The organism is Xenococcus sp. PCC 7305, from assembly GCF_000332055.1.
GTDB lineage: Bacteria > Cyanobacteriota > Cyanobacteriia > Cyanobacteriales > Xenococcaceae > Xenococcus.
In genome coordinates, this window is record NZ_ALVZ01000106.1 from 1 (window position 1) to 18,890 (window position 18,890).

Sequence of the window (18,890 nt, forward strand, 5' to 3'; positions counted from 1 at the left end):
TATAGCGCTACGCGCTGGGGAATAGGGAATAGGCAACAGGCAACAGGAAAAGCAAAATCCAGAATATGCAAAGTGTTTGAAGGATTACAGTGTGATCATAATTTGTCCTAACCTAACTTCGTATTGCTATATTACTCATCACTCATTACTTCCGCGCAGCCGCACCCGGCTATTCTAAAACAAAAAAACGCCTAGAATTTAATCCTAGACGTTACCAAAAATAAAAATATAATTCTCGATTTTCTACAGCGCATTAGCACCAGCAACCACTTCCAGAAGTTCTTGGGTAATGGCAGCTTGTCTTGCTTTGTTGTAAGACAGAGTCAAGGTTTTCATCAACTCGGAAGCATTTTCACTCGCATTGTTCATCGCAGTCATTCGTGCCGCTAATTCGCTAGCTGCGGATTCTTGCAAAGCACGTAACAGTTGATTATTAAGATACAAAGGCAGCAAGGCATCCAGAATTTGCACTGGATCTTGTTCAAAGATTGTATACTGCGGTAGCGACTCAACCTCATTGGACACAGTTTCCCGTTCTACTGAGAAGCTGCCACCACGAGTTGTTAAACGGAAAATTTCATCGTCTTTTACTTCCAAACCTTGAGCGGTTAGAGGAAGTAAGGTTTGAATCACAGGACGAGAACTAATCAGAGAAACAAACTTGGTATAGATAAGTTCTACCCGATCTACTGTCTCCGATAAGAACAAAGATAAAACTTCATCGCCAATAGAAGCGGCTTCAGCGGCACTAGGAATTTGTTCTAACCCAGCATAGGTTTTGTCGATAGGAGCGTTACGATTTTCAAAATATTGAATCGCTTTGCGTCCGATCAAGACAAACTTATAGTTAATTCCCTCTGCTGCTAGCTCTTTAGCTCGGTTTTCCGCCCGACGGATTACATTAGTGTTATAACCACCGCATAAACCGCGATCGGCAGTAATCACTACTAATCCTACAGTTTTAACTTCTCTTTGTTGAAATAATGGTAAGTCAATATCCTCAAAGCTGAGTCTGGCCTGCAGACTATAGAGAACTTCAGCCAAATTGTCAGCAAAAGGACGAGTTGCATTGACCTGCTCTTGGGCACGACGTACTTTAGCTGCTGCTACTAAGCGCATCGCTTCCGTAATTTTCTTGGTATTTTTGACCGACTGAATGCGATCGCGAATAGCTTTTAGATTAGGCATTTTTGTATGAGCTAATTTTTGAATTGCATGGGCGAATTACTATTCGCCCCTACGGATAACTGCTTGTCCTTATCATCCCGCTGGAGGGGACGAATGGGGGTTAAGCGGTAAAAGCTTGTTTGTACTCAGCTATAGCTTCTTTTAGAAGGCTTTCAGCTTCATCGGTGAGTTTTTTCTCAGAAGCAATAGTTTCCCCGTACTTCGCTTTGCTAGTACCAAGATATTCACATAATCCCTGAGCAAACTCAGTTGCTTTCTCCACAGGGATATCGGCAATATAGCCATTCAATCCAGCATATGTTAGGGCTACTTGTTCTGCTACCGACAGAGGTGAATTTTGGGGCTGCTTGAGGATTTGGCGTAAACGTTGACCCCTAGCCAATTGAGCTTGAGTTGCTGCATCCAAATCAGAAGCAAACTGGGAGAAAGCTTCAAGTTCGGCAAACTGAGCGAGTTCTAGTTTTAGTTTCCCAGCAACCTGCTTCATCGCTTTAGTTTGAGCAGCCGAACCGACACGGGATACCGAAATACCAGCGTTAATTGCAGGACGGAACCCAGCGTTAAACAAGTCAGAAGAAAGGAAGATTTGACCATCAGTAATCGAGATTACATTAGTCGGAATATAGGCAGACACGTCACCAGCTTGAGTTTCAATGATGGGTAATGCTGTCATGCTACCACCACCCAATTCATCACTGAGTTTAGCAGCTCTTTCTAGAAGACGAGAGTGAAGATAGAAAACGTCTCCAGGATAAGCTTCACGACCGGGTGGACGACGCAACAACAGGGACATTTGGCGATAAGCTTGAGCCTGTTTGGACAAATCATCGTAGATTACCAAAGTTGCTTTACCGTTGTACATAAAGTACTCAGCTAAAGTTGCACCAGTGTAAGGAGCCAAATATTGTAAGGTAGCAGGAGCGTTGGCATTAGCTGCAACCACAATGGTGTAATCCATAGCTCCTTTTTCGGTCAAGGTATCAACAACTTGAGCCACAGTAGAAGCTTTTTGCCCGATCGCAACATAAACACAAATTACATCTTCCGATTTTTGGTTGATGATTGTATCTACTGCCACGGCGGTTTTACCAGTTTGGCGATCGCCGATAATTAATTCTCGCTGACCCCGACCAATGGGAATCATCGCATCAATTGCCGTAATTCCAGTTTGAAGTGGTTCACATACAGACTTACGAGCAATAATCCCTGGTGCCATAGACTCCAGCAAGCGGGTATCACTACAATTAATATCCCCTTTACCATCAATCGGACGACCCAAAGAATCGACAACCCGACCAACCATGGCCTCTCCTACGGGAATAGAAGCAATCTTACCAGTAGCTTTTACAGTACTACCTTCTTGAATTTCGATCCCATCACCCATGAGTACGGCACCAACGTTATCTTCTTCAAGATTAAGCGCGATTCCGACAGTACCATCTTCAAAGTCTAATAGTTCCCCAGCCATAGCTTGTTCTAAGCCATAGATCCGAGCGATTCCATCCCCTACTTGAAGAACTGTTCCTACGTTAGAAACTTGAACATCCTGCTCGTAGGACTCAATTTGTTGACGAATAATATTACTAATCTCGTCAGGTCTAATGCTTACCATATCCCTTCCTTGTTGTTACTTATTAGTTATCAGTTAATTAATCTTCGCGCCGATTAAAAGTTTTCTAACTACCCAGGTTGATACTAATACGACGCAGTTGTCCTCGAAGACTCGCATCGACTACCTGAGAGCCAACTTTAATAATTACACCGCCAATAATCTCGGGGTCAATGCTGGTCTTAATTTCGACATCCCGAGCATTACTCATAGATTTAACTCGGTCAATAATTGCTTGAGTTTGGGACTCACTTAGTTCTTGAGAAGCGGTAACTTCTGCCAAAACAGTTTGATTTAAATTTCTCAGCAACTCTAAATATTGACCGGCAATTTGCTCTAAAAATATAATACGTCTTTTATCTACTAGCAGCATCAAAAAATTGATCAAGTAAGGGTTAGTATCATTGCCCATTACCTGGCGTAGCACCGACTTCTTCGATTCTTCGTTAATTATGGGATTCATCACAAAATCACGGAAATCCTGGGATTGTTCAAGCAAACTTTCCAGGGCGCGAAAACTTGCGCCAAACTCTTCCGTGAGGTTCTGAGATTGAGCTACAGACATCAAAGCCTGAGCATAAGGTTCAGCAATTCCCATGCTGAGTAAAGCTCCACTCATCTTTCTTACCCTCCCAACCGAGCAATGCTACTGTCAATTAATTGATTTTGTACTTCGTCATTAAGCCTTTGAGGAAGTTGTTCTTCCACCTGCTTAATAGCTAGAGCAGCAACGCGCTGTCGTAACTCGGCAATGACTTTAGCTTGTTCGGAGTTGAGATCAGCTACTGCTGTCGCTTTGAGGCGTTCTACCTCTTTTGCTCCTTGGGCTAAAATTGCCTCTTTAGTTTTTTCAGCATTGGCGACAGCGTCCTGGCGGATTTTTTCTGCCGTCTTTTCTGCTTCTGCCAATTTTTGCTGTTGTTCTTTTAAACCTGCGGCCGCAGTTTGCTGTTTTTTCTCTGCGTCCTGAATTTGCTCGGCAATCTTGGCGTTGCGCTCGGTTAGCATATTGCTAATGAGTCCTCGCCCATAGTAAACCAAGATTCCGACTAATAATGTGAGGTTGATCAGGTTTGTCCCTAGAATATCTAGATTGAAACCAAAACCACCCTCAGCTTCTGAATGAGCTTCTGCTAAAAAAAATAAATCCACCATTGTTTGTATTTGTGAATTTTAAAATTATTAATTGTTAGTGGTTCTAAATTACCGAACCAGTTCTGGTCCTAGAAGTTTTTCTAGAATTTGGTGAGATAAAGAATCTACTTGTTGTTCCAAGGTTGCTAAGGCTGCATCCTTTTGCTCTTGTAGCTCACTTGCTACCTGAGCTTTTTGGGCTTGAACCTCTTGCTGAGCTTCAGCTATTTTCTGCGCAGTAATCTTTTTGGCATCCATTTGAGCTTGCTGGAGAACCTCTTGAGATTTTTTCCGAGCATCAGCTAGTTGCTGTTCATACTGCTGAGCCAATTCCTTAGTCTTAGATAACTGTTGGCGGGCATCGGTTTCATTGTTACGAACATATTCGTCCCGCTCATCTAGTACTTTGGTTAGTGGCTTATAGAAAATCTGGTTCAGTAGCCATGTTAAGAACAGAAACTGTATTGCCATCAAAGGCAATGTTGCATCAAAATCAAACATTTTATCTAGTACTATTTTGTAGGCTAACTAAATAGAGACTACCAATCGGTAGCCTCTAACAGATTACTAAGCTATTAGGTAAAGGGGTTAGCAAATAGTAATACTAGAGCAACAACCAAACCATAAATAGTCAGGGATTCCATAAATGCCAAAGTCAATAGTAAAGTGGCACGAATTTTGCCTTCAGCTTCGGGCTGACGAGCAATACCCCCAATAGCTGCATTAGATGCAGTACCTTGACCTACACCAGGTCCAATAGCAGCTAAACCAATAGCTAAACCAGCAGCGATAACAGAAGCAGCCTGAATATCCATGTTTTTTCCTACCTTAATTTACAAATTACAGAAACGTTAAACAAAAAAGTTTGAATGGTTGAGTGAAAAAGCAAATCCTCAACCTAGCGAGATTAGATTCTGTAGTCGATATTTCACTACTTGAATCAATCTTGGCAATTACGACAAAATTGAGGATTCTAAATGTTACCCATGCTCCTCTTCTCCATGCTCTTCAATCGCCTCGTGAATATATGCTCCAGCTAAGGTGGCAAATACTAAGGCTTGAACAGCACTGGTAAGTAGACCTAACGCCATGATTGGTAAAGGTATTAATACAGGTACTAATAGTACTAGAACTCCTACTACCAATTCATCCGCAAGAATGTTACCAAAAAGACGGAAACTTAGGGAAAGAGGTTTGGTGAAATCTTCTAAAATCTTGATTGGCAATAAAAAGGCGACCGGTTGGACATAGTTACCAAAGTAACCTAAACCTTTTTTGCTTAAACCAGCATAAAAATAAGCTAGAGAAGTAAGCAATGCCAAAGAAACCGTAGTGTTGATGTCATTCGTGGGAGCCGCCAATTCACCGGAAGGGAGCTCAATTACACCCCAAGGGATTAGTGCTCCGCCCCAATTGGAGACAAAAATAAACAAAAACAAAGTGCCAATAAAGGGCACCCAAGGACGATAGTCTTTTTCTCCTAACTGACTCTTGGCTAAATCCCGAATGAACTCCAATGTGTATTCCATAAAATTTTGGATACCACGGGGAATTCTTTGGGCGTTACTTGTTGCTGCAAGAGACGCGATTACTAATAAAGCAATTACGAACCAGGAGACGAGAAAAACTTGTCCATGTACTGTAATATTGCCTATTTTCCACAGAAAATGTTCGCCAACTTCTAATTCGGCAAAGATATATGAATTTACTAGAATTAAACTACCTAGAGTTTCCATGCGCCTAGACTGAGAAAAACATTAAATTAAATTAAGCTTCTGAAACTTTCTTGACCCCACCTTTTTTTTCAAAGAGTTGCTGTTATGATTCCTTGTTCGGCAAAAACACAGCTTGCAACATATAAAAAATGATTGCCCCTTTGTAGGTGAGAAATCCCAGAAATACAGGAAGAACGTGTAACTGTGGTAGCTTACTTGCTGCCACAATCAGGACTACGAAAATTCCTAGCCCCTTTGCTCCGAGACGCTGTTGATATTGACCTAGGCGTTCAACATCTTTGGCTAAGAATCTTAAATAAACCACACTAGTCAACGCTCCTAAACCATAGTTGAGAGCTATGTTGAGGGAGAAAAAGCACCAGACGGGAATTATAAGTATCCCCATCAAAGTCAGAGTATAAATGTACAACTTACGTTGTAATTCGTAGTACACTGTCATGGAATTTCCCTGCTCATCATCAGAAGTTAGACTTTGTCGAGTCGTTTCTTCTGTTTGTTCTGGTGTAGTTTCTAGGGACTGATTAGACAAAGCACTCGGCGACTGACTCATTCTTCAATATGTATTTTGGTGAGTACTTATACGGAAACGGCAAAGCCTTGCTGTCACCTATATAAATTCAAACCAAAAGCAATCTTATCATGGGAGTGTAACAATTATTAAAATTTCCTAAACTTGTTAAAATCAGACTCTGATTCTCTTAGCAAATGAGTCTGTAGTTGATCTCTAAATTTATGAAGTTAACCATAAGTTGAAAAGTTAAATTAGTGATAAATTTGTCGCAAAACCAATTTTTTAATCCCGATATACGGTGCCAGAAATGAGTCAATGGCAACTGGTCACAACTGACCCTGTACCCCAATGGTTTGTCGATACAGTTCAAGCCTATACTCCTGATTCTAGTGGTAAATATGGGGCTCAACTGTTATGGCAACGGGGCATAAGCGATCTCGAAACCTTGGCGGCTTTTGTTGATCCTGAATGCTATCAACCTGCTAGCACAGCGGCATTTGGCGAGGAAATGGCAAAAGCGATCGCACGTTTAAGCTTAGCCTATGAAACAGATGAGAAAACCTGTATCTGGGGCGATTTTGATGCGGATGGGGTCACTTCAACCAGTGTTTTATGGGAAGGTTTGGGTCAGTTTTTCCCCCAAAATATTCAGTTGCAATACTATATTCCCAATCGATTAACCGAGTCCCACGGTTTAAATCATACTGGCATTGCCCAGCTAGCAGCCTCGGGAACTAAATTGATTGTGACCTGTGATACGGGTAGTACCAATCTAGAAGAAATTGCCTATGCAAAAAAATTGGGCATTGATATCATCGTTACCGATCACCATACCTTGCCCGAATCTCGCCCGAATGTGGTGGGTATTATCAATCCTCGTTATTTGCCCAAAGAGCATCCTCTCTACCATCTATCCGGAGTTGCCGTTGCCTATAAATTGGTCGAAGCTCTCTATCAAGCTTTGCCAGAGATTCCCCAGCAGCCCCTAGGATATCTGCTAGATTTGGTGGCGATCGGTTTGGTGGCTGATTTAGTAAGCTTGCAGGGCGACTGCCGTTATTTGGCGCAACAGGGTATTAAGCAGCTCAAAAAACAAACTGATCCGAAAACCGCTAATCGTCCAGGAGTAACTCGTCTGTTGGAATTATGTCGTCGTAGTGGCGATCGCCCAACCGATATTTCCTTTGGCTTAGGACCCAGAATTAATGCTGTCAGTCGAATTCATGGGGATGCAAGCTTTTGTGTCGAGTTACTGACAAGTCGCGATCGCTCACGATGTCATGAGTTGGCATCGGAAACGGAATTGGCGAATACTCGCCGCAAAGAGCTGCAAAAAAACACTATCAATCAGGTTCAAAAAAAACTCCAGCGCATTGACCTGTCAACTACCTCAGTGATTGTGCTCGAAGATCCTAGCTGGCAGGGTGGAGTATTGGGTTTAGTCGCAGGACAAATTGCCCAAGAACATGGTCGTCCCACTATTTTACTCAGTGCTAGTGAGGATGAAACCGGAATTGTTTACGCTAGAGGGTCAGCCCGATCAGTAAACGGTATTGATCTTTATCAATTGGTGAAATCCCAAGAACATTTATTGCATCGTTTTGGAGGTCATCCTTTTGCTGCTGGTTTGAGTTTAAAGTTGGAAAATTTACCTCTGTTTCAAGAAGGAATTAATCAGAAATTAAATCAACAACTAGATGTTACTAAAATTGGCGTGACTATCGAGGCCGATCTTCAAGTTAGGGTGTCGGATTTAGGTCAAAGTTTATTTCGAGAATTGAGTCTAATCGAACCCTGTGGTATGGGCAATCCTGTGCCTAAATTATTGATTAAAAATTGCAATTTTAAAAATGTTTGGAATAGTAATATTAAAGATAAACAGGGGAAAAAAGTTCAATATATTAAAACAAAGTTTAGTTTATCTGATCAATCATGCGATCATCTTTTTCCTGGAGTATGGTGGGGACATTATAAGGACGAAGTTCCTCAAGATATAAGTTGTGATGTAATTGTTGAGTTGGATTTTAATTCCTATGCTAGGCAATACGAAGTGAGGTTAATTGAACTACGTCCCAATAGTGATAAATTTGGTTTTAATGATCGCCAAGCTACTGAAGATATAATTGTTGATCTTCGTGATTCAAGTTCTGAGGGGCAGGATATTCAGTTAAATGATCTTGATTTTGTGGTTATTGATAAATGTCCGATGTCCTGGACAGAAATACACAAGCAATATCATAATGCGATCGCAAATCAAAAGAAACTAGCTTTAAATTATCGCTTTCCAAAATCAGTTACAGCTCCAGAGATTTTACGACAATTTATCACTACAATCAAAGACTTAGCTGCTAAGGAAGAGTTCATCACTAAGGCGCAGTTACAAAATCAATTAGGATTGGGGGATCGCAGCTTTGCCTTGGGATTACAAGTTTTAAAAAAAGTTGGGTTTTCTTGGTATCAAGAGCAGAATAATTATCAATTTAAACAAGAATTCGTGGTATCCAATATTGAAATTGATCAAGATGTTAAATTATTTTTATTAGCTGTTACAGAAGAGCATTTCCAAAAGGAATATTTTTGTCATGTTCCACTATCTATTATTAAATCTCAGCTTACAGGATAAATTCTGCCACCTTCTGCTATTTTGGTTTTAAAATTCCTATTTAGGATCTTAAACAACCACCAAGACAATCCCTAATTTTCCGACTTATTAGTTAATCCTTACGCAAGGGGTTTGGGGGCGGCGTCCCGGCCCCAACCGGGGATCTGGGGGGCTGGTCCCCCAGTGGCATTGATGACTTTGATCGATAACATAATAACAATATTTTATTTTGCGTAAGTCCTAATAGTTTCTAATTATTAGTAATGACCTCAGGATTTGATTGACTAATCTGTTGAAATAATTGGGCTGTTTCCGTATTATAAATTCGCATGTAATTCCAGTAATTTTCAAATACTGATTCCACATAACCTTTAGTCTCACGGTAGGGTATTTTCTCAACAAACTCATCCGCATCCCGCAATCCATAACGAGATACCCATTGAGCAACACGGTTGGGCCCTGCATTATAACTCGCCACCGCTAACATAGAGTTATCATCATATTTACGATGGGTGAAATCGAGATAAAAAGTCCCAATATTCACATTATCCTCAGGATTGGTTAGAGAATAATCTTGTAAGCCAATTTGTCCTGCTACCTGTTTTCCAGTGGCTGGCATGACTTGCATCAGACCCAACGCCCCAGCAGAAGAACCAATTTCGGGCTCAAAGCGAGACTCTTGGCGAATTAATGCCGAAACCAAGAGAGGATTGATTTGACGTTGTTGTGACCAGGGGAGAATAATTTCCTCGAAAGGAATAGGAAACAAAGACTGCCAATATTCATTAGTTTGTCGCAATGCTTGCCATTGTTCGATGTCTTCGTCGCTAGTGCGATTTTTGAGATACCAAATGGTATTAATTCCTCGGAGATTTTGCCCCCGAGATAGTTGCATTAAACCGTAGGTGAATTCATCTGGCACGCTCAAATTCTCCTGATCAGCAATCTCAGTTTGAAACTGCATCCAAGCATCTTCTTCTAGTCCTATTCGATAAAGTTCTTGAAAAATTTGAGAACCCCCTGGGGGCACAAAATTAACTTTCGAGGCTACTTGCGGTTGGATATCTCTGATGGTGCTAAAATCACCCACATTCCAACCTAAAGCAACGGCCGAACGCCAAGCATAATAGGAATGGGGAAAACGAGCTAAGGTCGATTCAAAGGCGGTTTTCGCATCTTCTGACCGTCCCAGTTTTTGCGCCCATTTGCCAACCCAAAAGGAAGCTTTGGCGACCACAGGACTACGGGGATTATTCACGGCGATCGGTTGCGCCCATTCCCAAGCAGCTAGGAGATCTCCTTGTTTAGCTTTTTTCTGGGAGATTGACCAACGATATTCTGCTGCGGCTTCTGAATTTTTGTAGTCAGTTATTAATAAGTCTCGCATTTGTTGAGCGGCAACGGTGTTTTTGAGACCATCAAAGATTTTGGCTTTTTGCAGAAGAGCTTGGGGTGCTTGTTGGGGAAAATCTCGAATGACAAGATCTAGATAGGCTAGGGCTTCGGATGTATTAACAATTAATGCTAGTCTGCGTAAACCTAATCCCGTATCTTCGGCTTGGGGATATTGCTCCAGCAGTTGCAGATACAATTTCTTAGCGGTTTTTTTGCCGTTGCCTAGATGATAGCCTCTGGCGGCACGATATAGATTCCGAGGTGTGCTGGGAGCCTTGGCGTAAGCCTTTCCTGCTTTGCCATAATCCCATTTTTTCCAATAGCTATCGGCGATCGCCTGCCAATCTTGAGGGTCTAGTTGCTCACTATAATTGGTGGCCAAATCATGGGCAATCTCGGAAACTCCGGGAGCATCAGGGTCATATTTGACTAAAATCGCCATTAATCTCGGCTGATGCGGATTTTTCTTTAATAATTGTCGAATTATCTGATGGGTTCGCGGATGCTGGGGAAATTTTGCGATCGCATCTTGCCAATAAGCAGGATTGGATTGACCGAGAAAATATAAGGCTTCTGCCACTGCTGGGGAATCAGGATGAGATTGCACAAGATTCTGCCAAGTCTGCTCTGCTTGGCGATTATCTCCTGCTAATTGATAAGCTTGTCCTCTTTTGAGAATAATATAAGGCTCTAGAATAGGATAACTCTGTTCTAGGTTTGAGAGCTTCTCTAGAGCCTCAGTTCCTTGGTTTTGAGCAATGAAGCCGGCAGCTAAGGAAAAATTGGTACGATTCTCTGCTAAAGATGGTTCATTAGCAGTTGCAATAGGAGAAGTCAAATCAATCTGATATTTTAAGACATAACCAAGACTGCCTAGGGTTAGCGCCGAAGTTAATCCTAATCCTATTGCCAGAGCAATTTTATTGCTCAATAATTTACCCATAACAATTTCTGTAAGAGCCTTAAAGCAAAACCATACTTATCATTATTCCCTAAAATTTAAATTATTTAATGTTTATTTCAATCATTATCAGCGTGACTAAACTTATAAACATAGAATAGTCGACTGAGTTTTTTTAATAAATAACCTGTTAGTGCCAAAAGTATGGCGCCTGCGATCGCAAGTCCAAACCCTAAAGGAGGCAAAGTATGCCACATTGAGATACTTTCCGGTGTGGTGAAAGCCTGCATCGCAATATAACGACCATCGATAAATAAAGCTAAAAATAGACATAAAATCGCGCCCAGATAGCTTAGTATCCTAAGACGATTGATATTTTTCAAAGCATCTTGGCAAACCCGACAATTTTGAGTGTGAGTTGTCCAGACATCAAACAATTGTTCTGGATCTGTTTTTGGGTCAAGAAGTTGATGATTGCAGTTGCCCTCCCAAGGAACACCATTACCCGCTCGTTTTGCTAGCCACTGACGAAAGGCAATGACAGCTTTATCTTGAGGATTAGGGGTATAAACTGTCTCCAACCATTTATTTGCTCCTCGTTTAGCGACTATCTTTTCCTGATAGTGCAAAAAGATTAAATCTTGATGCAAAAATAGGGAAGCCAAGATATGATTCAACCATTTCGGCATTGGTAGGGCAAAAAAACCTAAACCTGGGGGGGTTTTACCCGCATCATTTTTAATGAGAATTTGTCTGCCAATATGACGACACCAACCGGGGCGAGTTGGGATTGCATACAAAGCCAAGATTAGCTTCCCTCCATCTTTAAAGCTGGTGGTAACTCTCATCTGACAGGGAGGTTGAAAATCATGAACCGCTTGTACGACATTAGATGCCGTGGGGGTAATGCCAAAAGCAAAACCTTCTTGAGTAGATATTGCTCTTACACGAGGCATATCGTAGTATTTTGCGTCTTCATAACGGCTTCCCATGATGCCATGATGGGAAACCGGCACATGGGCAGGATCGGCAACATTTTCCATAAAGAAATCCCAACCATAGGGCAAATCTCTGATATTCCAAAATGGTTTGACAACTCGACTGGAAGGATCATCAAGTTCCGGGACAGTTCGCGGTTTGCGAGCTTGGCTCTCAACTTCTGCCACAGCCCCAGATTCCGGCCAGACCCAAATTAAATCTTGAAGCTGTTGCGTGGGATAAACGATCGCACAGGATTTTTGGTTAGCGCAGTTTCTCGCCTCCGTTTCTCGATCTTTAGATTGGGGGATATTAACGCAGTTGCCCTGACTATCAAAACGCCAGGCATGATAGGCACATAATAATGTCCCATCTGATTCGATGCGTCCTTCCGATAGAGGAGCTAATCGATGGGGGCAAAAGTCTTCAAAACAATGCCACTGACCGGAATTGTCTTGCCATAAAACTAAATCTTTGCCTAGTAGTTGTAGGGCATGGGGACGTGATGAATCGAGAAATTCGGCTACGGCTACTGGATACCATTGCTTCGTCCATTGAAAAGTAGATTCGGCATCTTGCAAAAATTGCGCGGTTTGATTCTCTAGATTATCTTGGAGATTGGTTTCAATAGCCATATTTATTGATCGTCTAACTGAGCTCGTGATCTAGACCAATTTTAGATGATTAATCAAGCTTCAGAACGGAAATCTGATGATTCGAGAACATTAGCTGTAACAGAGCTGAGGTTCGCTAATACTTCATCACTACCACTAATCTGAATCTGGGTATTGTTAATATTCTGCACAATTTCTATTTGTCCGAATGTCAAACCATCTGCTAGGACAAATTTATCAATCCCATCACGATAATCAACAATATTATCTGTTCCTGCCCCCGCGCGGAGAATAAAGAAGTCTGCTCCTTGACCACCGAAGACAGTATCATTACCCTGACCGCCGTCTAGGCGATCGCTCCCCGCATCTCCTCGCAAGACATCATTGCCATTCCCCCCTGCTAGCACATCATTACCGTTATTTCCCGAGAGCAGATCGAAACCAGAATTACCTTTTAACGAGTCATTACCTGCGCCACCGCGTAAGGTATCCCCACCCAAGCCACCGGTTAAATCATCATTACCTGCATCGCCGAAAAGCAAGTCAAAACCTCTATTGCCAACTAAAGAATCATCCCCGAGATTCCCAAAGAGAGTATCGTTTCCATTGTCACCAAAAACCGTATCATCTCCAGCAAGTCCCCGAATCTTGTCATTTCCCGCTCTGCCGCTAATAGTGTCGCTACTAGCAGTCCCAGCTAAAACATCATTGCCCGATGTCCCCTCAATATTATTGTTATTGCTCGGAGATTCTTCAAAACCAAAGACGACATAGGTTGCTCCCGCAGAATCATTACCATTGCTATTAGTAAAAGGTGCGCCAATAATAAGGTCATCCAGGCCATCACCATTGAGATCTCCGGCATTACTAACAGATCTTCCCGCACTATCATATTCCTCAAGACCATTAACCACAAAGCCATTAATTTCGTCTATCTGGATACTGCCCGCACTGCCCACATCAGTACCACCTAAAAGAACATAAGTCTGAGTTTGATAATCCTCAGCAAAAGGTTCGTTGGCAAAAGGCGCAGCAATAATGACATCGTCAAAACCATCACCATTAATATCCCCTGCATTACTCACAGAACTACCAGAATAGTCGTCTTGAGCAAGACCATTAATCACAAAGCCATTAGTGCCATCTAATGTCGATAAATCAAAACTACCAGAAGCTCCTAAATCACCATTCCCAAAGATAATATAAGTTTCTCCTCGGCGATCGGACTCATCATATCCATAGCGATTAATTATTTCTCCCGCACCAGGAGCCGCAATTATAAGATCGTCAAAACCATCCCCATTCATATCTCCTGCGTTACTGACAGCAAGTCCATTATTTCCACCTTCATCAATTCCTGGGATGACAAAACCATTGCTGCCATCTAGTTGGTCTGCCTGCAAATTACCAGATGCGCCAATATCGGGTTTGCCGAAAAATACATAACTTGCACCAAAAAGACCTTGGCTATCATTATCAGCATATCGGGCACCGACAACTATATCGTCGAAACCATCTCCGTTGACATCGCCTGCATTATTTACCGAAGAACCAAAGCGATCTATTTCATCAACACCCTCGATAGTAAAGCCATTCGTGCCATCTAGTGCCGAAAGCTCGACTATGCCAGAACTGCCAACATTATTCCCCCCAAAGAAAATATGGGTTTTGCCGACAGACTCTTGCTCATCGATATCAGCGCCACTGGCACTAATAATTACATCGTCAAAGCCATCACCATTGAGATCCCCAGCATTACTAACTTCTCCTCCTGTGGCATCTCCGCCAAAAACCGCGAAGGAAACTAGCCCTGCACGACCAAAGGCACCACCTTCGATCCCATTAAGCACAAAGCCATTGCTCCCATTTAGTTCAGAAAGTTCGACAACCCCAGACTCCCCAACATTAGTGTTTCCAAAAACGACATATCCTGCCCCCGCACTCAATTTTCCATTAGGATCAGCATTGGTAGCACCAATGATAATATCGTCAATCCCATCACCATTAAGATCTCCAGCGCTACTAACGGATTCGCCAGAAGTATCTCCCGGATTGGCACCTTTGATAATGAAGCCATTGGTGCCATCTAAATCGGATAAGTCTAATGAGCCTGTAAAATCGGTTTTACCAAACACCACATAGCTTTCGCCAGAAGTTAAATCAGCATCAAAGTTCCCGAAATCGGGAAACTCTGATAACTCGTTCTCAGAAACACCAGCATTCGATGCGCCAATAATGATATCGTCAATCCCATCACCATTAACATCTCCTGCATTACTCACCGAAAGACCAGCATTATCTTCCGGGTTAATCCCGTTAATTACAAGGCCATTACTACTATTAATTTCAGATAAGTTGATCGGTGTCGTGGGCATAATCGTATCTAAATAATGTTTGCTCTCAATAAATAATGATTTTAAAGGCGAATGAACTGACTATTTTTTTCTTCATCAATTAGATATATTTTCTTGTCTATTTTATTGCTTGAAAATACTGAAATATTTGCCGATTATCAATTGCCAATCGCTTCACTTTTCCCGCTGTAGAATTTAGTTTTTTTGCCAAGTCAGCAAAGACTATCAATTCTTAACCTAAATTTGAGACAATAGGATTGTTGATTAAAACGCGACCACGAAGTGCCTCGCTTTGCGAAACCGTATTTTATAGCAAGTTAATAGTTATGCAGACTCTTGATAATCCTAATGTTACTGTTACATCTGAATTTGATACGACCATTCATCGACGCAAAACTCGTCCTGTCAAAGTAGGAGATGTCACTATCGGAGGTGGTTATCCTGTAGTGGTTCAGTCCATGATTAACGAGGACACTTTAGATATTGATGGTTCTGTTGCTGGAATTCGTCGTTTGCATGAGATTGGGTGCGAAATTGTGCGGGTTACGGTGCCGAGTATGGCTCATGCTAAAGCTTTGGCGGAAATTAAAGAAAAATTGCAGCAGACGTATCAGAATGTTCCTTTGGTGGCCGATGTGCATCATAACGGCATGAAAATTGCCCTAGAAGTGGCTAAGCATGTGGATAAAGTGAGAATCAATCCTGGTTTATACGTCTTTGAAAAACCTAAAAGCGATCGCACTGAGTATAATCAAGCAGAATTTGAGGATATTGGATCAAAAATCCGCGCCACCTTGGAACCTTTAGTGATTTCTCTCAGAGATCAGGGCAAGGCAATGCGTATCGGTGTCAATCATGGCTCTTTAGCTGAAAGAATGCTCTTTACCTACGGTGATACTCCAGAGGGCATGGTGGAGTCGGCACTCGAATTTATTCATATTTGTGAATCTCTTGATTTCCGCAATCTGGTAATTTCCCTCAAGGCTTCCCGAGTTCCTGTGATGATCGCGGCCTATAAGCTCATGGTGCAGCGAATGAATGAATTGAGCATGGACTATCCGCTGCATTTGGGCGTCACCGAAGCTGGAGATGGGGAATACGGACGGATCAAATCTACTGCGGGGATTGGTACTCTATTAGCGGCAGGTATTGGGGATACGATTCGGGTTTCTCTCACCGAGGCTCCAGAGAAGGAAATCCCAGTTTGCTATAGCATCCTGCAAGCTTTGGGGCTACGTAAAACAATGGTGGAATATGTAGCTTGTCCTTCCTGTGGCCGTACTCTATTTAATTTAGAAGAAGTCTTACATAAAGTCCGTGAAGCAACTAGTCATTTAACAGGCTTGGATATTGCCGTGATGGGTTGTATTGTCAATGGCCCTGGGGAAATGGCCGATGCGGATTATGGTTATGTTGGGAAGCAACCTGGATATATTGCCTTATATCGTGGTCGAGAAGAGATCAAAAGAGTTCCTGAAGAAAATGGAGTAGAGGAATTGATTAATTTGATTAAAGCTGATGATCGTTGGGTGGAACCTGAAGATTGAACGAGGGCAGAAGGCAGAAGACAGAAGGCAGAGGGAGTAAGTCCAACTACTGCCTTAATCCCTATCTTTTTTCCCCCATAAACATTACCAGCAGAAGAAAAAATATCCCAATATTGATCGAGACATCAGCTATATTGAATACGGGAAAATTAATCAGGCGAAAATCGAGAAAATCGATCACATAGCCAAACAAAAAACGATCAACCCCATTTCCCAAAGCCCCGGCCAAAATAAAACCGTAACCTAATTGTTCATTGATTTGTAATTTGCCGCCAAACCATGCCATAGCCATTAACCCCAGGCTGACGATTAAAGAAAGCCAACGCAACCAATGAACCCCACCGCTAAAGAAACTAAACGCGGCACCAGTGTTTTCGACATAGGTGAAGTGAAAGACATTTTGCCAAATTGGTACTGTTTCTCCAATCGTTGTGAAATTTTGGCTCACTATATATTTGGTAACTTGATCTAAAATCAGGAGTGCGATCGCGACAGTCCAGAACAAACGGTTTTTCTTCATTAATGTTGGCATAAAAGGCTTTAAGGTCGAAATGTTATTGTATAGGTAAGTCAGGAAGTTTACCTAAGTGAGTGGGTATTCTGATTTAGTAAAGTTAGAAGTATCTTCAAGATAGAATCATTAATAATTTCAGAAAATCATGAAAAAATCTGGGATCGGCGGCAGAGTAGCTAGCCACGCTATAGCACTTTTAATCGGCGCCTTATTGGCATTTGGGACTCTTAAAGTAATGTCTTCTCAAGCTGAAACCTTGTCTCTTGCCCCTAGTAAATCATCACCAGAGAATTCGGTAGAAGATACTAATGTTACAGCACAAAATACTGGTTCAGCTCGCTTTTCCACAAATTTTGTGGCATCTGCGATCGCAAAAACAGGGCCAGCTGTTGTCAGAATTGATACCGAAAGAACAGTGATTCGCAGAGTAGATCCGTTTTTTGATGATCCTTTTTTCCGTCAGTTTTTTGGCGATCGCTTTGGGCAACAACAACAACAGCCGAGAGAAAGACAAGTTAGAGGTCAAGGCTCAGGATTCATTACCGACAAAAGCGGAATTATTCTGACCAATGCCCATGTAGTTAGTGGGGCAGATCGAGTAATTGTCACCCTCAGAGATGGTAGAGAATTTGAAGGGACAGTCAAAGGGACAGATGAAGTTACTGATCTAGCTGTTGTGCAAATTGATCCTCAAGGATCGGATTTACCCATTGCTCCGTTGGGAAATTCTTCTCAAGTCCAAGTTGGTGATTGGGCGATCGCAGTTGGGAATCCCGTGGGATTAAATAATACAGTCACCCTAGGCATCATAAGCACCCTGGAGCGTTCTTCTGCTCAAGTAGGAATCCCTGATAAACGAGTGGAATTTTTACAAACTGATGCCGCGATCAATCCAGGGAACTCTGGCGGTCCTCTACTAGATCAAAATGGAGAGGTTATTGGTATCAATACCGCGATTCGTGCTGATGCTACAGGAATCGGGTTTGCGATTCCCATCGATAAGGCTAAAGAACTCAAAGATATTCTGGCTGCGGGTCGGGAAGTACCCCATCCCTATGTGGGAGTACAGATGATTACTTTAACTCCAGAAATTGCCCAGCAAAACAATAATGATCCCAATTCTCCTTTGATCATTCCTGAAGTTGACGGAGTTTTGGTGATTAGAGTGTTGCCCAACACTCCAGCCCAAAGAGCAGGTATTCGAAGAGGTGATGTCATTGTCGATGTTGATGGAACGGCTATCAATAGTGCGAATCAATTACAAACTGTAGTAGAAAATAGTGGTCTCAATCAAAGTCTGAAATTCAAAATCATCAGAGGCGATCAACAACTACAATTGGATGTTCAAACTGCTCAACTAGCCAGTGATTCTTAGGGGAAAGGGTTTAGGTATTGGGTGTTAGGTGTTAGGAATCACGCCCAATACTTCTCATTGAAAGATTAAATTTAAAAACGAAGGCAGAAGAATGAAGGCAGAAGGCAGAAGGTAACTGGCATAGTGGGAGAATTAGACTCACCACTATGATGCCCTGTTCCACTTAAAGAAGTGGAGGAATTCAACCTAAAGGGATAAGTTAGAAGTAGATTTATCCTTCTGCCCTCTGCCCTCTGCCCTCTGCCTTCAAGGGCGAAGACCCGTTAAAAACTTAACAACGTGAGTTCGACGAAAATTTGAGAGAAAAGAAAGGCTGACATTGTATACTCATAATAAGCAGAATTAGAGAATCTCAGCTAATTTTATGATGACATCAAGATTAGATATCACAGCAATTTTTTGCGACGTAGATGATTTTTGTCTCCAGTGGTC

The 18,890-nt window shown here is 42.1% G+C and carries 15 protein-coding genes; 3 read left to right on the forward strand and 12 right to left on the reverse strand.

Annotated features, from left to right (window positions below):
• Positions 1-243 precede the first annotated feature (243 nt).
• From XEN7305_RS04670 to XEN7305_RS04705, 8 genes are all read right to left on the reverse strand, one after another.
• The gene (locus XEN7305_RS04670) at positions 244-1,188 is read right to left on the reverse strand and encodes a F0F1 ATP synthase subunit gamma (RefSeq protein ID WP_006508199.1); all 945 of its coding nucleotides are present in this window, start codon (positions 1,186-1,188) and stop codon (positions 244-246) included.
• 100 nt (positions 1,189-1,288) lie between these two features.
• Positions 1,289-2,800: a F0F1 ATP synthase subunit alpha gene (gene atpA / locus XEN7305_RS04675; protein WP_006508200.1), complete on the reverse strand. Its 1,512-nt coding sequence runs from the start codon at positions 2,798-2,800 to the stop codon at positions 1,289-1,291.
• A 64-nt stretch (positions 2,801-2,864) separates the two neighbouring features.
• Complete coding sequence (gene atpH / locus XEN7305_RS04680) at positions 2,865-3,416, reverse strand: ATP synthase F1 subunit delta (protein ID WP_006508201.1); 552 nt, start codon at positions 3,414-3,416, stop codon at positions 2,865-2,867.
• A 5-nt stretch (positions 3,417-3,421) separates the two neighbouring features.
• Positions 3,422-3,952 carry a F0F1 ATP synthase subunit B gene (locus XEN7305_RS04685; RefSeq protein ID WP_006508202.1) on the reverse strand — a complete coding sequence of 177 codons (531 nt, stop codon included), beginning with the start codon at positions 3,950-3,952 and terminating at the stop codon, positions 3,422-3,424.
• A 48-nt stretch (positions 3,953-4,000) separates the two neighbouring features.
• Entirely contained in the window at positions 4,001-4,432 is a 432-nt protein-coding gene (locus XEN7305_RS04690; RefSeq protein WP_006508203.1) for a F0F1 ATP synthase subunit B', read from the reverse strand.
• 74 nt (positions 4,433-4,506) lie between these two features.
• Positions 4,507-4,746 carry an ATP synthase F0 subunit C gene (gene atpE, locus XEN7305_RS04695; RefSeq protein ID WP_006508204.1) on the reverse strand — a complete coding sequence of 80 codons (240 nt, stop codon included), beginning with the start codon at positions 4,744-4,746 and terminating at the stop codon, positions 4,507-4,509.
• Between the two features lie 165 nt (positions 4,747-4,911).
• Positions 4,912-5,667: a F0F1 ATP synthase subunit A gene (gene atpB, locus XEN7305_RS04700; RefSeq protein WP_006508205.1), complete on the reverse strand. Its 756-nt coding sequence runs from the start codon at positions 5,665-5,667 to the stop codon at positions 4,912-4,914.
• A gap of 82 nt (positions 5,668-5,749) precedes the next feature.
• The gene (locus tag XEN7305_RS04705) at positions 5,750-6,217 is read right to left on the reverse strand and encodes an ATP synthase subunit I (RefSeq protein ID WP_006508206.1); all 468 of its coding nucleotides are present in this window, start codon (positions 6,215-6,217) and stop codon (positions 5,750-5,752) included.
• A 268-nt stretch (positions 6,218-6,485) separates the two neighbouring features.
• Between XEN7305_RS04705 and recJ the strand changes: the two genes are divergently transcribed.
• Entirely contained in the window at positions 6,486-8,801 is a 2,316-nt protein-coding gene (gene recJ, locus XEN7305_RS04710) for a single-stranded-DNA-specific exonuclease RecJ (protein WP_006508207.1), read from the forward strand.
• Between the two features lie 229 nt (positions 8,802-9,030).
• Here recJ and XEN7305_RS04715 read toward each other — a convergent pair whose 3' ends face one another.
• The 3 genes from XEN7305_RS04715 to XEN7305_RS04725 all read right to left on the reverse strand — a co-directional run bounded on the left by XEN7305_RS04715 (position 9,031) and on the right by XEN7305_RS04725 (position 15,043).
• Positions 9,031-11,118: a transglycosylase SLT domain-containing protein gene (locus XEN7305_RS04715; RefSeq protein WP_006508208.1), complete on the reverse strand. Its 2,088-nt coding sequence runs from the start codon at positions 11,116-11,118 to the stop codon at positions 9,031-9,033.
• 77 nt (positions 11,119-11,195) lie between these two features.
• A complete protein-coding gene (locus XEN7305_RS04720) occupies positions 11,196-12,689 on the reverse strand; it encodes a Rieske 2Fe-2S domain-containing protein (RefSeq protein WP_006508209.1) in 1,494 nt (497 codons plus the stop codon).
• Between the two features lie 53 nt (positions 12,690-12,742).
• Positions 12,743-15,043: an FG-GAP repeat protein gene (locus tag XEN7305_RS04725; protein WP_006508210.1), complete on the reverse strand. Its 2,301-nt coding sequence runs from the start codon at positions 15,041-15,043 to the stop codon at positions 12,743-12,745.
• Positions 15,044-15,348: 305 nt separating this feature from the next.
• Between XEN7305_RS04725 and ispG the strand changes: the two genes are divergently transcribed.
• On the forward strand, positions 15,349-16,569 hold the full coding sequence (ispG, locus tag XEN7305_RS04730; RefSeq protein WP_006508211.1) for a (E)-4-hydroxy-3-methylbut-2-enyl-diphosphate synthase: 1,221 nt from the start codon (positions 15,349-15,351) through the stop codon (positions 16,567-16,569).
• A gap of 61 nt (positions 16,570-16,630) precedes the next feature.
• Here the strand turns inward: ispG and lspA are convergent, their stop codons facing one another.
• Entirely contained in the window at positions 16,631-17,089 is a 459-nt protein-coding gene (lspA, locus tag XEN7305_RS04735) for a signal peptidase II (protein ID WP_006508212.1), read from the reverse strand.
• Between the two features lie 139 nt (positions 17,090-17,228).
• Between lspA and XEN7305_RS04740 the strand changes: the two genes are divergently transcribed.
• Positions 17,229-18,458 carry an HhoA/HhoB/HtrA family serine endopeptidase gene (locus XEN7305_RS04740; RefSeq protein ID WP_006508213.1) on the forward strand — a complete coding sequence of 410 codons (1,230 nt, stop codon included), beginning with the start codon at positions 17,229-17,231 and terminating at the stop codon, positions 18,456-18,458.
• The last annotated feature ends 432 nt before the right edge of the window (positions 18,459-18,890 follow it).

What these genes read in the sequence shown, in the direction of transcription:
- XEN7305_RS04670 (WP_006508199.1), bottom strand. Translation starts at nt 1,188, where the DNA reads ATGCCTAATCTAAAAGCTATTCGCGATCGCATTCAGTCGGTCAAAAAT.
- atpA (WP_006508200.1), bottom strand. Translation starts at nt 2,800, where the DNA reads ATGGTAAGCATTAGACCTGACGAGATTAGTAATATTATTCGTCAACAA.
- atpH (WP_006508201.1), bottom strand. Translation starts at nt 3,416, where the DNA reads ATGAGTGGAGCTTTACTCAGCATGGGAATTGCTGAACCTTATGCTCAG.
- XEN7305_RS04685 (WP_006508202.1), bottom strand. Translation starts at nt 3,952, where the DNA reads ATGGTGGATTTATTTTTTTTAGCAGAAGCTCATTCAGAAGCTGAGGGT.
- XEN7305_RS04690 (WP_006508203.1), bottom strand. Translation starts at nt 4,432, where the DNA reads ATGTTTGATTTTGATGCAACATTGCCTTTGATGGCAATACAGTTTCTG.
- atpE (WP_006508204.1), bottom strand. Translation starts at nt 4,746, where the DNA reads ATGGATATTCAGGCTGCTTCTGTTATCGCTGCTGGTTTAGCTATTGGT.
- atpB (WP_006508205.1), bottom strand. Translation starts at nt 5,667, where the DNA reads ATGGAAACTCTAGGTAGTTTAATTCTAGTAAATTCATATATCTTTGCC.
- XEN7305_RS04705 (WP_006508206.1), bottom strand. Translation starts at nt 6,217, where the DNA reads ATGAGTCAGTCGCCGAGTGCTTTGTCTAATCAGTCCCTAGAAACTACA.
- recJ (WP_006508207.1), top strand. Translation starts at nt 6,486, where the DNA reads ATGAGTCAATGGCAACTGGTCACAACTGACCCTGTACCCCAATGGTTT.
- XEN7305_RS04715 (WP_006508208.1), bottom strand. Translation starts at nt 11,118, where the DNA reads ATGGGTAAATTATTGAGCAATAAAATTGCTCTGGCAATAGGATTAGGA.
- XEN7305_RS04720 (WP_006508209.1), bottom strand. Translation starts at nt 12,689, where the DNA reads ATGGCTATTGAAACCAATCTCCAAGATAATCTAGAGAATCAAACCGCG.
- XEN7305_RS04725 (WP_006508210.1), bottom strand. Translation starts at nt 15,043, where the DNA reads ATGCCCACGACACCGATCAACTTATCTGAAATTAATAGTAGTAATGGC.
- ispG (WP_006508211.1), top strand. Translation starts at nt 15,349, where the DNA reads ATGCAGACTCTTGATAATCCTAATGTTACTGTTACATCTGAATTTGAT.
- lspA (WP_006508212.1), bottom strand. Translation starts at nt 17,089, where the DNA reads ATGAAGAAAAACCGTTTGTTCTGGACTGTCGCGATCGCACTCCTGATT.
- XEN7305_RS04740 (WP_006508213.1), top strand. Translation starts at nt 17,229, where the DNA reads ATGAAAAAATCTGGGATCGGCGGCAGAGTAGCTAGCCACGCTATAGCA.